This window comes from Microcoleus sp. F10-B2 (genome assembly GCF_036704965.1).
Classification (GTDB): Bacteria; Cyanobacteriota; Cyanobacteriia; order Cyanobacteriales; family Microcoleaceae; genus Microcoleus.
Genome location: NZ_JAUBTB010000047.1, coordinates 14,980 through 29,268, shown reverse-complemented (window position 1 = coordinate 29,268; position 14,289 = coordinate 14,980). Strand labels below are relative to the sequence as shown.

The window sequence follows — 14,289 nt, the reverse complement described above, 5'->3', positions numbered from 1 at the left end:
GAGTGGGCGGGAATGACGGAGTGGGCAATGTCAGAGTGGGCGGGAATGACGGAGTGGGCAATGTCAGAGTGGGCGGGGGTGGCGGAGTGGGCGGAAGTGGCGGAGTGGGTGGGAATGACGGAGTGGGCAATGTCAGAGTGGGCGGGGGTGGCGGAGTGGGCGGGAGTGGCGGAGTGGGTGGTGGTGAGGGAAAGAAAGTCAAGTTGACATTAGCTGTTGCTGTAGCCCCTTGACCGTCACTGACTTGATAGCTGAAGCTCTCTGTGCCACCATTAAATCCGAGATTGGGAGTATAAGTAATAAAATCATCATTGGGATTGTCCGGCGTGTTGTTATTATTGACGACTGCCTTCCCATTCACCGGATTGGTAACAATGCCGATCGTCAGAGGGTCGCCATCGGGATCGGTGTCGTTGGACAGGACGTTAATATTGACTGGATTTTTGCGATCGGCGATCGCGCTGTCGTTTGCTGCTACAGGTGACTGGTTGCCGATCGCAAATCCTGGGGAAAATTCAGAAGTATTATTAGCGGGATCGATCGCCGTTGCTGTAATAAATTGACCGACGGGTAGGGAACTGCCATAGGTATAGTTGAAACTATTTTTACCGCTACCGTCAGTAGTGACAATCGTAGAACCGAGGAAGGTTTTGCCTTCGCCAAAGCCAGTTGGGTCGAGACTGGAGTTAGCAAATAATTCCAGCCGAAATTGTTGATTTGGAGTGCTATTGAGAGTGCCTTTAATATCAGTTTTCTGGCCATTGGAGTGGGAAAAAGTGATGACAGGAAAGTTTTGCAGGTTGTTAGCACCCGTGTCAGTATCGTTTATATCGTTAGGGGTTACTCCATTATTTCCTAAGTCAATACCCAAACCATTATTGTTAAAAATACTATTGCCTGAAATCCCATTGCCCGTGCCAGAGATAACAGCAATTCCAGCTAAATTGTTGTAGGCGATCGCATTTCCAGTTCCCGGTTCGATACCGCCGATCGTATTATTAGCATTATTTTGAATCAAGACACCGTTGCCTAGATTGCCCAAGGGACTGACTCCATCTGCTTGGATGCCGATGTAGTTGCCTGCTACAATTGTTAACTTATTGTCGATCGCGTTGAAGTTGTTTTTAATCGCGATTCCGTTACCGCGATTGGCCGAAATTACGTTGCGTTCGGCAACATCATTCAATCCGTCGCCGTTCGTGCCGATGCGATTTTCCGTTCCGGCAGTGCGATCTATCGAGATACCATCCCCACTGTTACCGCGAGCGAGATTGCCAGTTAAATTGGTGCCTATATAGTTGCCATAAATCCAGTTTTTTGCTGCACCATTAGATAGCTTGATGCCAGCAGCCCCTTTCAATAATTCACCCGGAAAGCTGTTAATTGCCAGTCCTCGGATAACAGAATTGCTTGCCTGAATGTCAAGTCCTACAGGTGAATTCGATGCCGCGCCATTGAGTTCAATTCGCGGCGCGCCTTGGAAACCAAGACCGCCTTGACTCCAACCGTCGATCGTGACGGTATCTGTAATTGTCGGTAAAGCAGACTTGAGGTCGATCGTCTGAGGAAGGTTAAAAGCGATCGGGATCTGGATCGGTTGCTGGAATGGTAAGCGCGGAATCTGAATGAAATTGGTAATTTGAAATGCGATCGTATCTGCGCCGGGATGAGCATTGGCATTGAGCATTGCCTGTCGCAACGAACCAGGCCCGCTGTCATTGGTATTTGTGACCAGATAAGTCACTCCGATATCTGGTAGTTTGAAATCATCATTTTGAATGATTCCCGTGACGCTGCTGGCATTGGAGTCGATCGTGGCGTTGGTCGCACTCAGGATGGAGTAGATGAAGTTTTCGTCTGGTTCAATAGCCGTATCACCCCGAACATTAATGTTAACGGTTTGGCTCGTCTGTCCGGGAAGGATGGGAACGCTGGAAGCATAGGAAAAGATATCGCTTGGGAAAGCTGCTGTACCTCCTGTAATCTCCAACATGACAGAGACGAGCTTGCTACTGGGTCTTGAGAGGTTGAGGGTATAGGTATAAGTTGTCAAGTCGCTGTTGCCTTCAGGCTGACTAATAACGGCAGGACTGAGGGAGACGACGGGAGGGGGGCTAATGCCAAAAACATCTGTGTTATCGGTGAGAGCCCCTACCGCATCGGTCGCGCTGTTCCCGATGAAGGTGAGATTGCTGGTAGTGACCGTGGGGGCCTCCGCCACCCCTGCCGCACTGGCAAGGTCAGGAGTAACGGCAAAAATTGCACCGCCTTTGCCTTGACCGTTTTCTCCTGACGTGGCGTTAGAAGTGGAAGGGACGATACCGCCCAACCCACCTGTTGCCGTGTTGTTGAGAAACGTACTGTTGGCAACAGTGAGGGAGCCACCGCGAATAAAAATCGCACCCCCCAGTCCAGCACCGCCGCCACCGCCACCGCTGCCTTGAGTAATCATGTCGCCCTTCCCACCCTGGCCGCCGTTACCGCCGAAGCTTCCCCCACTACCCGGAGGGCCCCCAGATCCAAGTTGGCTGGCACCGCCACCGCCACCGCCACCACCAAAGCCGCCCTTGCCACCAACGCCACCAAAGTTCCAAGGACTTGTAGGACCTCCGCCCAAGCCGCCACCGCCGCCACCGCCACCAAAGCCGCCACTGCCACCAAAGCCGCCACCAAAACCCGTACCTCCGCCCCCGCCACCTCCAAAGTCGCCACCGTTGCCACCAAAACCACCTACTGCTGTGGTGTAGAAGCTGAAACCGCCACCGCCGCCCCCGCCACCAACGCCACCACTGCCACCATTGCCGGGGATTTTGAGGATTCTATCGGTACCATTACCGCCCTCGCCACCACCGCCACCGCCACCGCCAATTCCACCACCCATGCCACCATTGGACTGAGCGAGCCCATAATCGAAGCCGCTGCCACCATTACCCGCTGGATTGCCACCAAATATGGTGCCTGTGCCACTACCGCCATTGATTGACTCGCTGTCACCACTGAATCCACCACCGCCACCACTGCTAATATTGGGAATATCAGCCGAGCCGTTGCCTCTAAAGCCACCGCCACCACCACCACGAAAGCTGCTCTTGCCACCACTGCCACCAAAGCCACCACCGCCACTGCCAAAGGTACTGCTACCGCCATTGCCACCAACTGCCTGGTTATTTGAAAAGGTGACATTATTGGCAGTGACGCTACCACCATTGATGAACAGGGCACCGCCCATGCCACCGCCTCCACCACCGCCGTCGCCGCCCTTGCCCCGACCATTTGCCAGGGTGAGATTATTGAATTGAACAGTCCCTTGATTGACGAAGAAAAGGCGGACATCGCCATTGTCGTTGCTGCCATTTTTGTTGGCATCGCCGCTAATCGTTAGGTTATTAGTTCCCGTTCCTTCAATGGTGAGGCTGTCGTTGATAATTAATTGTGTTGAAAGGTCGATCGTCCTGGGTATTGCAAAGAATATGGGGTCGAAAATAATTGTGTCTGCACCGACTTGAGCATTAGCCTGTTTGATGGTAAATCGCAGGGAACCGGAATCGTTTTCGTTGTCGTTGGTATTAGTGACGGTGAAAGTAGCCATAATTTTTGTCCTATACTTTTGCTTTGGTTTAAACAATACAGAACTCAACTTCTTGAAGAAATCTGGAGTTTCTGTTCTAGAAGCCTGCTTTTTGAGTTTTTCGTAATCTATTACTTTTTATTCACAATCTGAGCCAAGCAGTCAAATATCCGTACACTCAGCCCAGATAAGCTCGTCACCCTGACTTAATAATCCGCGATCGCCCTGAAATAATTTGTGTCTATCTGTCAAAAATAGCTAATTTTTTATAGATCGCACTCGACTGTTACGTAAATTTACAGATCCGACAAAGCGATCCGAAATCTCTACCCCACTATCCCAAACTCCTGTTATTTTTAAATTCCTTTAACCCATGCGATCGTAAATTTGAATTACCCAGATTGCCGACAATAATTACTAATAACTACCGATCGACATAATGCCAAGATACGAATTGAGCTGGGTCGATTGGTAAGGTGCGTCGCTGCGAGATTGTCGATTTTTTTAGGGATTTAAGGGTGGCGACGCACCCTACGACTGATGACTGATGACTGTTAAAGGCGTGCCTCAGCCTAACAAAGACGGTACGAGCTCGATCGCATTTACGCTGCCCGGTGCTGGGGCTGGCATGATGGCAGTGTTTGCCGGAATCAGGAGGTTTTGACCGATCTTCAACCCATCGGGTGCAATCCCCTTAACAGTAACTAACGCGGTGAATTCACTTGCAGTCTCAGTTCCATCTGAGTCGATTTGCACTTGCGTATCGCCACCCACATCCACCAAGCGCAGAAAGCCTTGGGCAATGGGGTCGCCGATCAGAGACTGTGCGTTGGCGTACACATGATCCAGCAGTTCTCGTAAATCCAACACATCATTGCCATTGGCAAAATCGGTAATGATATCGTCTGTTTTGTTCGAGATATTGTAAGCAAAGTTGAAGCTGGTGTAGGCAAAGCGATCGTCCCCTGCGCCTCCCGTCAGGGTATCGGCATCGTTCCCCGATAAGAGTTCGGACATCGTGGCCGTGCCGAACAAAACATCATTGCCGTTGCCACCGGAAACAATATCGTTACCCCATTCACTATAAATTGTGTCATTTCCATCGCCACCATCGAGTTTGTTATCGCCATCGTTGGCAGTGATGACATTATTCAGTGCATTGCCAGTACCATCGATCGCATCGTGAAACAGGCTCGAAACAGTCAGATTTTCGACGTTATCGGGCAGCGTATAGCTCGCAATTACTAACACCGTATCAATCCCATTATCGGGCTGTTCGATAACGATATCGCCCAAACTGTCTGCGGTATAAGTGTCATCACCCGCCCCGCCCCGCATCAAATCGTTACCCGTACCGCCATGCAATAGGTCATTTCCCGAACCGCCTTCGAGGGTGTCATCGCCATCCCAACCGAATAAGCCCAGGTTTTGCTCGCTGACACCGAACCTATCAGAACCCGTATTCGCAAGTCCGATGAAGTTGTTGAGCGCATTTCCCGATCCGCTGATTGCACTACTATGGGGAGAGAGGTACAAATTTTCGACGTTAGCGCTCAAAGCGTAATTGACGGTGGCAAAAACCGCATCCGTGCCACTTTCGGCATCTTCGACCACTCGATCGCCCCGATCCTCTACCCAATAAGTGTCATTACCAATGCCACCCACCATCAAGTCATCACCGCTTCTACCCGTGAGTTCGTCGTCACCTGCATTTCCCCAGAGGCTGTCATTTCCCTCCATCCCGACAAAAGCATTATTTTCCCCATTGCCGACCATCTGGTTGTCGAGGCTGTTGCCCGTACCCCAAAGCGCCGTATTTCCTTTCAGAATCAGGTTTTCGATGTTATCTCCCAACCGGTAGGATTCGATCGAACTTTCCACTGTATCAATGCCGCCATTCAAAGCTTCGATGACCAAATCTCCAGTATTATCAACCGAGTAAAGGTCATCGCCTGCACCACCAAACATCTTGTCGTTGTCCCTGCCGCCGTTTAAAGAGTCGTTTCCACCTTCCCCAAACAGAACGTCGTCACCCTCGCCTCCCGATAGAATGTCATTGAGCCTTGCACCATACAGGCTGTCATTCCCTGCTAGTCCAGATAGATAGGGATCGTATGACAACCGGGGAAGACGCAACCAAGAATTGGTCGAAGGACGATCGGAATAAAGAGCATCGTTACCATTTGTTCCAGTAGCCATAATAGGGATTCCTCCTAATTGTTTTGAGTAATTGTGATTCGTTGAATTTGAAGTTTGAGATTGTAGATGCAGAATCTAAATAATTGCTGGTTGCTGTTGATATCTTAAAGATACCGATCGACCTGGGTCGATCGCATCCGACAAATGTCACGATCGAACCATGACAAATGTCACGGTCTATCGAACAAGGGAACTCGGAATTATTGATTTCTCTGAGTTCTCTCGGGAGCATCTCATATTTGTAAAAATACTTCTTTTGGCTCCTTCCTTCTGCCTCTTTCCTTCTGCCTCTTTCCTTCTGCCTCCTGCCCCGCAGCCTCGGGCCTCAAAACTCCAATTTCTAGCTTGGCTGCAAAACTGAGATGCTCCCGTTCTCTCTCTGTGTTCTCTGCGTCCTCTGTGGTTAAATAATTCCGATTCGCAATATTTGATTTCGTCACGGGAGATCGAACAAGGGAACGAGTTGCGCGTTCGGAGGTTAGCCCATACCAAACCGATGATACGGGGAAATAGATTACTGAGAAGATTCAGAGTTTTCCAACCAAGCAAGGAAAGAATTTGCAACGAGTGCGGCTTGGGTGCGATCGCGCAAATTCAATCGCGTCAAAATATGAGTGATATGATTTCTTACCGTGCCTTCAGACAGAAATAGCGCCTGAGCAATTTCTCGATTGCTCAACCCTTTGGCGATCGACAGCAGCACTTCTCGCTCCCTAGACGTAAGTTCTGCCATCCCCGGTGGTAGTTCGAGTTTCTCCTGTTTTGGTGCGGATACCTGCGCCACCATCTTTTCCAAAATTCCCGGCCCAAACTGAGTGTAACCCTTGCAAATCGAGTGAATTGCCTCGATTAATTCCGCAGCCGGCGTGTCCTTAAGGATATATCCTTTGGCTCCATAGCGAATCGCTTCGGCAATGTATTGCGTGTCATTAAATGTCGTTAGAATCAGAATTTTTGTCTCAGGATATTTCTGACAAATGTGTTTAGTTGCCTCCACTCCATCCATAATCGGCATCTGGATATCCATCAGCACGACATCAGGCGGTAAAAATTGGGTATGCAATCCTTCGAGTTGTTCGATCGCCCTTTGTCCGTTGTCTGCTTCCCCGACAATTTGTAAATCTGGCTGGGTTTCCAACAACGCTTTTAAACTACTGCGAATCAGTTCGATATCTTCAACCAATAATATGCGAATCATAAGAGTTGATAGTTGAAATTTGAAGTTGATAGTTTTAAATTGAAATTGGAAAGTTATAATTTATATTATTTTTGGTTTCTTTGTAATGATTAAACCACAGAGGACGCAGAGGAGGCAGAGAAAGGGGAGAGAAAGTCATCACTTCATAATGATGCTACCGGATTTGATATTATTAGCAGTGCAGGTATCTTGCTCGCCCGTGTTTTATAGCCCACGTGCGGTTTACAACATTGACGCTCGTTATGTTAATCATTACCAATTACCTATTACCCATCACTGGAAAATAAGCATTAATACAACATCCCCGATCGAGTTCGCTGACAATTTCTAAAGATCCACCCAAAGCCGCCACTCGCTCCTGCATTCCCTGAAGACCAAAACCCGATCGACTCTCACCCATTTGAAAACCTTTACCATTATCCTGAAGCGTGAGGAAAATTCCAGCAGGATTCGATTCAATCTGAAGTTGTACCGCCGTTGCTTTAGCATACTTGCAGATATTAGTCAACCCCTCTTGCACGATTCGATAGAGGGCAATATTGACAGCATGGGAGACCGATCGATCGAGGTGAATCTGACAGTTGGGTTGTACGCCAGTGGTTTGCCCAAATGCTTGAATTAAATGCCCGATCGCCTCTGCCAATGCCTTCCCCTGCAACGGATCGTCTCGCATGGCCGACACCGATTGCCGCACGGCTTGCAGTGCCTCGGAACCGAGTTGTTTGGCTTTCACGAGAAACGGATATGCTCGATCGGGATGTTCGTTCCACATCGCCAGTGCCGTTTCCATATGCAAATTGAGCGCTACCAGCGCATGACCTAAAGAATCGTGAATATCGCGGGCAATCCGATTGCGTTCCTGCACGATCGCCATCTCTTCCACCTGCATTTGCAAGCGGCGAATCGTCAATTGATGCGCCACTCTGGCACAGACTTCTTCGACTTGAAAGGGTTTAGTAATGTAGTCCGCTCCACCCACCGCAAACGCTTTCACCTTATCGAATACTTCATTGAGCGCACTGATAAAAATTACCGGAATATTATTGCTTTGGGGATTAGCTTTCAAGTGCTGACACACTTCATACCCATTCATCTGGGGCATCATGATATCCAGTAAAATCAAATCGGGGGGTTGCGCTTCCACACCTCTTAATGCCATTGCCCCACTCTTGACGATGCGAATTTCATAACCTTGCTGCGTTAGCATCTCGGACAGCAGATGAAGATTCTCTATGGTATCGTCTACGATGAGAATATCTGCACTTGGAGGTTGAGGGGCATTCATACTATCTATCGCAGAAGGGACGGGAGAACAATTTTTCCGAATTCCTGTTCCCTCTAAATCAAAGTTAACCTTCAATTCACCTGTTTAACAAAAAACATATCGAACAAAAAAATATCACCCGATCGAAAGCGGAGATAGAGATCATGCTGGGCAGACTAAAACTCGGATCGCAATTTACCTTCTTGCTTGCCCTGGTTTTTCTGGCAGGTATTTTGCTGAGTGGGCTCACCCTCTGGAATACCCTACGACACGCGGCAGAAGAAGAGATTACCACGCGGGCAAGCATTTTGATGGAGACGATCGACTCTGCCCGAAACTACACGAACCATCACATCAATCCGTTGCTGGCAAATCGCCTCGACACCAAGTCCACCTTTCTGCCGGAAGCCATTCCCGCTTTTGCGGCGCGAGAAATTTTTGAACGATTTCGCGATCTCCCCGACTACCACGGCTTTTTTTACAAAGAAGCAGCCCCCAACCCCTCGAATATTCGCGATCGCGCCGATCGGTTTGAAACCGCACTCGTCGAACAGTTTCGCCGTCAGCCGGATATTTCAGAACTTTCTGGCTACCGCAAAACCGCCGGATCGACCCTATTTTACATTGCCCGACCCCTAGCGGTGAAAGAACCCAGTTGCCTGCAATGTCACGGCAAGCCCGCCGATGCCCCCAAAGGTCAAATTGCTATCTACGGCGATCGCATCGGTTTTGGTTGGAAGTTAGATGAAGTGGTTGCCGCCCAAACAGTTTACGTTCCTGCTGATGAAGTTTTTGCCCACAGCCGTCGCAATATGGCGCAGATGATGAGCATTTTTACTGCTGTTTTTGCGGTGGCGGTGTTATCGATTAATTGGTTGTTGAAGCAGCGAGTGATTCAACCTCTCAAACAGCTTAACAGGATCGCCGATCGAGTCAGTACCGGTCCCATTACCGCAGAACAAGTGGGTGCTTTTAACGCGCCGGAAATTGCCAAAGTGGCGCAACGAGGCGACGAACCCGGACAACTGGCCCGCACTTTTCAGGATATGGCCCACGAAGTCAGCGCCCGCGAACGCAACCTCAGCCACGCCGTCGAACAGCGCACGGCGCAATTGGCGGATAGTATGAAAGAAGCTGAGAAAGCTAAAGCCAAAGCCGAAGCAGCCGATCGGGCGAAGAGTCAGTTTTTGGCTAACATGAGTCACGAGTTGCGAACTCCACTCAATGCCATTCTCGGTTTTACTCAGTTAATGTTGCGATCGCCAAGCGATTCTGCTGGAGTAAATAACCTCGCGCCGCAGACGCAACAGCGATATTTGGACACAATTAATCGCAGCGGCGAACACCTACTGGCGTTGATTAACAATGTCTTGGAAATGTCCAAGATCGAAGCGGGACGCATAACATTTCAAGCGACGGATTTCGACCTGTTTGCGCTGCTAGATACGCTACAGCAAATGCTCCGTTTGAAAGCCGAGTCGAAGGGTTTGCAACTGAAGTTTAGTCGCTCGAGCGAGGTGCCTCAATTCGTTCGTACCGATGAAGCTAAACTGCGTCAGGTGTTAATTAATTTGCTCGGTAATGCCATTAAGTTTACCCAAGCGGGAAGTGTCGCGCTACAAGTAACAAGAGGTGAAGAATGCACTCTCCAATTCACCGTAGCAGACACTGGTCCCGGCATTGCTCCCTCGGAACGCGATCGCCTGTTCGAGCCCTTCGTCCAAACTGCAACCGGACAGTATTCTCAAGAGGGAACGGGACTGGGATTGTCTATCAGTCGGAAATTCGTACAACTCATGGGAGGGGAGATTGGTGTTGAGAGTATTCCCGGCAAAGGCAGCACTTTCCGGTTTGAAATTCAAGTGGAGTTGGCGGCAAAGGCGATCGCATCACCAAAACAAGAACGATCTATTGTCGGACTGGCTGACGGACAAATTAGCTATCGAATTCTAGTTGTTGACGATAAACTTGAAAATCGCCAACTGTTGGTGGAATTACTAATCCCGATCGGATTTGAGGTGCAAACAGCTATTAACGGACAAGAGGCGATCGCGCTTTGGCAAAGTTGGCAACCGCATCTCATTTGGATGGATATTCGGATGCCTGTCATGGATGGATATGCTGCCACCCAGCAGATCGAGGCTAGCCGTCAAGCTAGGGGTGTTCCTTTTCCTATTATTATTGCCTTGACGGGTAGCGCTTTTGAAGAAGAGCGTCAAGTTGCTATAGCCGCTGGGTTTGACGATTTTGTACGCAAACCTTTTCGGACTGAAACTATCTTTGCCAAAATGGCAGAATATCTAGGGGTTCGCTACGTTTATGTCGAGGACAAGCCGCTTTCTTCCCCATCCCTTCGCCCTCTGACTGCTTCTGACCTGACAGGAATGCCAACAGCTTGGATCGAACAGTTGCATCAAGCCGCGATCGAACTCAATATCAAGAAAATTCGCAAGTTAATTGCACAAATCCCGGCCGATCGTCCCGATCTCACCAACGCCCTCAACGATTTAGCCGATCGCCTGTGTTATGAAGAAATCATTGCCCTAACCGTTCCTCCACCTGCAGATCTAGGCTAATTAATGACTGCTGACTAATGACTTAACGCGCCACCTGCCGCATATACTCCCCCCACAACTGGGCGGCATTTGCACTACCTCCCCCAGTCGGAGAATTATCATCATTTCCCAACCAAACTCCTGTCACCAGTTGCTGACTCGGAATATAACCGACAAACCACAAATCTCTATTATCATTAGTCGTGCCTGTTTTTCCAGCTTCTCCCAACCCCAAAGCAGCACTGCTGCCCGTACCTCCCCGCACAACACCTTGCAGCATATCAGTCATCGTATCCGCTACGCCTTCTGAAACTAACTGCCGATTGGCAATACCATCTTTTTGATAGTCATAAATCACCCGGCAACTGTTAAAATCATTTCTATCTTTGCAATCGCTGCTGTCAATAATTCGCTTGATTACGTGGGGGCGATTCCCCAAACCCCGGTTCGCCAGAACCCCGAATGCACCCGTTAATTGCAATACGTTAACTTCACTTTCACCTAATACTAAACCTGGGTTAGAACGGAGTTCAGATGTAATCCCCAAACGCCTAGCCATTCCCACTACATTGTCTAAACCGACATCCTGTGCTATTCTCAAAGCAACTGCATTTTCCGACTGTGCTAAACCCCGATACATATCCGTACTACCGCTGGTTCTTTCGCAGCCGCTGTAACTTTGTCCGCCCCAAGAAAGGGGGGCGCAAGAATAAGTTTTATCGGGTGAGATTCCCCGTTCCAGGGCGGCTGCATAGGTGAATATCTTAAATGTAGAACCGGGCTGTCTCAAAGCTTGGGTAGCCCGATTAAATTGACTTTTCAAGTAATCTACGCCCCCAACTAAAGCTAAGACTTCCCCCGTTGTACTATTGAGAGTTACCACTGCTCCTTGAGAAAAACCTGCACTGGCTCCCGCATTTTCAACAGCATTTCTGAGGGAAGCTTCAGCTACTTTTTGCAGGCCGGGATTCAAACCTGTTTCTACAATAAAATTGCCTTCTCTGGCTAACTGCTCCCCCAGCAAAAACTCCAATTCGTCAAATACATAACTGTAGAAATAAGGAGCGATCGTACTTTGCAGATATTGGCGGGCTTTGGGATTAATTTCAATTCGCGATCGCCTCGCGCGATCGGCTTCTTCCTGAGAAATCGTCCCCATAGCCCGCATCCGTTCGATTACTCGATCGCGGTACTCTACCGCCAACTGATAATTTTGAATCGGATTAAAACTGTTTGGCGCCGGCAAAATTCCCGCCAAAGTTGCCGCTTCTGACAACGTTAAATCCTTCGCCGACTTCCCAAAATAAAACCGAGCTGCATCCTCAAAACCGTAAAGGTCAATTCCCAAAAACACGCGATTCAAATAAGTCAGCAACAGCTCATCTTTGCTGTAATAATTCTCCAGTTTCAGGGCAACTACAGCTTCCCGTAACTTACGTCCTGCCGAATCTTGAGTTCCCACATAATCTCGAAACAAACTCCTCGCTAACTGCTGCGTCACAGTGCTCCCGCCTTCGCGAATTCCTCCCCCGCGAACATTGGTTAAAAGCGCGCGCAAAACTCCGATCGGATCTACCCCCAAATGCCAATTGTAGCGGCTGTCTTCCGAAGCAAGTACCGCCTTGGATAAATAAGGCGAAAAATCCTGCAATTGTTTTAATTCTAAGTGAGCGTTATTCTGAGGAGGACGCAGCGGAGTTTGCCCGTCGCGGGCGTAAACAATCACGGGGCCATTGATACTTCTCGGCAGAGGCCGCACTTGAAACTTTGTCGATTCCATACCTACCAACACGGCAATCAAAGCGGTGATGCCGCTGACGCCGTAAAAGCTGTAACGCAAAAGTTGCAAATACCAAGGCGGCGGATCTACGTACTGAATTCTGACAGCGGCGGCTAGTTCCGGCGGCCCTAAAGTGAATACGTCTCCGTGACGCAGGGACATATTTTTAACTCGCCTTTTGCCCCTGTAAATACCGTTGGTGGAGTCTTCATCTTTGATGACAAAAGGAGTCCGCCGCCGAGTATCCCGCGACAGGGATAAGTGCACGTGACTGACAACGGGATTGCGAACTACAATATCTGAAGATTTGGACGATCGACCTAACAAATATCGATCGCCCAACAGCGGATAAACCTCAGCTTTAGCTGCACCCGCATCCTGTACCCACAGTTCGGGTACTTTGGCATTCGGTTTCAGCGCTAGCTGGTTAAAATTAACCTTGGCAATAGTCTGGACTGCTTGGGTAATCGCACCCAAGACGGTTTGAGGTTTGCGGGGCGGCTGCGGTGGGGTCATATTTCGCTGTGCACTACGATCGAGCGATCGGCTCTTGCACCATTCTACTCGCAACTTTTGGCCAATTTCACGATCGGCTCACACTCTCTTAGCGATCGTCTGCTAGTGGCGATCTATTTTGGAGTTATTGGTGAACCTGCCCGGAATCCGTTTATTGAGCAAATCTCTACCCAACCACCAAAAATCCCCCTTTCACCCGATGATTAAATTCTCATAAACTTGCCAACAAATCCACACTATCGATAACAGTTATCCCCGATTTACCAACAAACTTCGCATATAGCGGTTCTCGGAAAGATGAGGTATTCACGAATTAATTAACAATTCCCCAATTCCCCAATCTCAAATCTCAAATCTCAAATCTCAAATCTCAACTTGTACCTCATCTATCTGAGAAGGGCTATAATTAAAACCCCCCTTTTTCCAGGGGGGTTAAAAGCCGAAAATCAGCTTGATTCTCCTTACATCGAAGAACCCAAACCGGCATAAGCACCGTAGAAGAAAAGAGCCACAATGCTCAGAACACCGAGGCCTGCAACAGTAGCTACCAGCCACAAAGGAATTCTGCCACTTTCACTAAACATAGCCATCACCTCACTACTTCACAGCTAAATACATTCGATCGAACTCTTGAAAGCCAACTCAGACACCAGTTAATTAAAGAAATAACTGGAAAACAAAATACCCAGAGTAAAAATCATCAACAGACCCAAATAAAGAGAAGTCCGATTTAACTCAACAGGCTGCTCGTTGGGATTAGGAACGCGCTCAGGCATTGTAAACTCCTATCGTTGAATAAATTGCATTGCTGCGATCGCGCCCAAAAAGAAAATTGTTGGGACACCTAAAGTATGAACTGCCAACCACCGCACCGTAAAAATCGGATACGAAATTGGCTCATTGTTTGGGGTTCTGCTCGTCATTTTTCCAAATCCTTGTTAAATTACTTGGCAATGAACTGATCTACTTGTTTCTTAGCTTCAAAGCGATCCGAGATAATCGGCACTTCTTCCCGCTGCGGTGTGAAATACTGGTTAGGGCGAGGAGTTCCGAAAGCATCGTAAGCCAAACCCGTTTGCACAAACAGCCATCCAGCAATAAACAAAGCCGGAATGGTGATGCTGTGAATTACCCAATAACGGATACTTGTAATAATGTCCCCAAACGGACGTTCTCCAGTTGTACCAGCCATTTAGAATCCTCCTTTCA

Annotated in this window: 10 protein-coding genes; 1 reads left to right on the top strand and 9 read right to left on the bottom strand. The window is 48.8% G+C overall.

The features are described from left to right. From QUA99_RS18955 to QUA99_RS18940, 4 genes are all read right to left on the bottom strand, one after another. Nucleotides 1-3,589: Ig-like domain-containing protein (locus tag QUA99_RS18955; RefSeq protein WP_333343483.1), on the bottom strand; the 3,589-nt coding region annotated here is incomplete at its 3' end. 546 nt (nt 3,590-4,135) lie between these two features. Further along, a complete protein-coding gene (locus tag QUA99_RS18950; protein WP_333242346.1) occupies nt 4,136-5,767 on the bottom strand; it encodes a type I secretion C-terminal target domain-containing protein in 1,632 nt (543 codons plus the stop codon). 514 nt (nt 5,768-6,281) lie between these two features. Next, complete coding sequence (locus QUA99_RS18945) at nt 6,282-6,965, bottom strand: response regulator transcription factor (protein ID WP_333242339.1); 684 nt, start codon at nt 6,963-6,965, stop codon at nt 6,282-6,284. Between the two features lie 259 nt (nt 6,966-7,224). Next, nucleotides 7,225-8,250, bottom strand: coding sequence for a response regulator (locus tag QUA99_RS18940; RefSeq protein ID WP_333242336.1), 1,026 nt, complete (start codon nt 8,248-8,250; stop codon nt 7,225-7,227). A gap of 143 nt (nt 8,251-8,393) precedes the next feature. Here QUA99_RS18940 and QUA99_RS18935 point away from each other — a divergent pair, with 143 nt between their 5' ends. After that, nucleotides 8,394-10,805: a c-type heme family protein gene (locus tag QUA99_RS18935; RefSeq protein ID WP_333242333.1), complete on the top strand. Its 2,412-nt coding sequence runs from the start codon at nt 8,394-8,396 to the stop codon at nt 10,803-10,805. Nucleotides 10,806-10,827: 22 nt separating this feature from the next. Here the strand turns inward: QUA99_RS18935 and QUA99_RS18930 are convergent, their stop codons facing one another. The 5 genes from QUA99_RS18930 to psbE all read right to left on the bottom strand — a co-directional run bounded on the left by QUA99_RS18930 (nt 10,828) and on the right by psbE (nt 14,272). Further along, entirely contained in the window at nt 10,828-13,080 is a 2,253-nt protein-coding gene (locus QUA99_RS18930; RefSeq protein ID WP_333242330.1) for a transglycosylase domain-containing protein, read from the bottom strand. A gap of 461 nt (nt 13,081-13,541) precedes the next feature. Continuing rightward, nucleotides 13,542-13,664: a photosystem II reaction center protein J gene (locus tag QUA99_RS18925; RefSeq protein ID WP_015176851.1), complete on the bottom strand. Its 123-nt coding sequence runs from the start codon at nt 13,662-13,664 to the stop codon at nt 13,542-13,544. Between the two features lie 69 nt (nt 13,665-13,733). Next, complete coding sequence (locus QUA99_RS18920) at nt 13,734-13,856, bottom strand: photosystem II reaction center protein L (RefSeq protein ID WP_106146846.1); 123 nt, start codon at nt 13,854-13,856, stop codon at nt 13,734-13,736. 9 nt (nt 13,857-13,865) lie between these two features. Next, the gene (gene psbF, locus QUA99_RS18915) at nt 13,866-14,003 is read right to left on the bottom strand and encodes a cytochrome b559 subunit beta (RefSeq protein WP_006635504.1); all 138 of its coding nucleotides are present in this window, start codon (nt 14,001-14,003) and stop codon (nt 13,866-13,868) included. A 20-nt stretch (nt 14,004-14,023) separates the two neighbouring features. Continuing rightward, on the bottom strand, nt 14,024-14,272 hold the full coding sequence (psbE, locus tag QUA99_RS18910) for a cytochrome b559 subunit alpha (RefSeq protein WP_006635503.1): 249 nt from the start codon (nt 14,270-14,272) through the stop codon (nt 14,024-14,026). Between the last annotated feature and the right edge of the window lie 17 nt (nt 14,273-14,289).

Coding starts and splice junctions, on each gene's coding strand:
- QUA99_RS18950 (WP_333242346.1), bottom strand. CDS start 5,767: ATGGCTACTGGAACAAATGGTAACGATGCTCTTTATTCCGATCGTCCT.
- QUA99_RS18945 (WP_333242339.1), bottom strand. CDS start 6,965: ATGATTCGCATATTATTGGTTGAAGATATCGAACTGATTCGCAGTAGT.
- QUA99_RS18940 (WP_333242336.1), bottom strand. CDS start 8,250: ATGAATGCCCCTCAACCTCCAAGTGCAGATATTCTCATCGTAGACGAT.
- QUA99_RS18935 (WP_333242333.1), top strand. CDS start 8,394: ATGCTGGGCAGACTAAAACTCGGATCGCAATTTACCTTCTTGCTTGCC.
- QUA99_RS18930 (WP_333242330.1), bottom strand. CDS start 13,080: ATGACCCCACCGCAGCCGCCCCGCAAACCTCAAACCGTCTTGGGTGCG.
- QUA99_RS18925 (WP_015176851.1), bottom strand. CDS start 13,664: ATGTTTAGTGAAAGTGGCAGAATTCCTTTGTGGCTGGTAGCTACTGTT.
- QUA99_RS18920 (WP_106146846.1), bottom strand. CDS start 13,856: ATGCCTGAGCGCGTTCCTAATCCCAACGAGCAGCCTGTTGAGTTAAAT.
- psbF (WP_006635504.1), bottom strand. CDS start 14,003: ATGACGAGCAGAACCCCAAACAATGAGCCAATTTCGTATCCGATTTTT.
- psbE (WP_006635503.1), bottom strand. CDS start 14,272: ATGGCTGGTACAACTGGAGAACGTCCGTTTGGGGACATTATTACAAGT.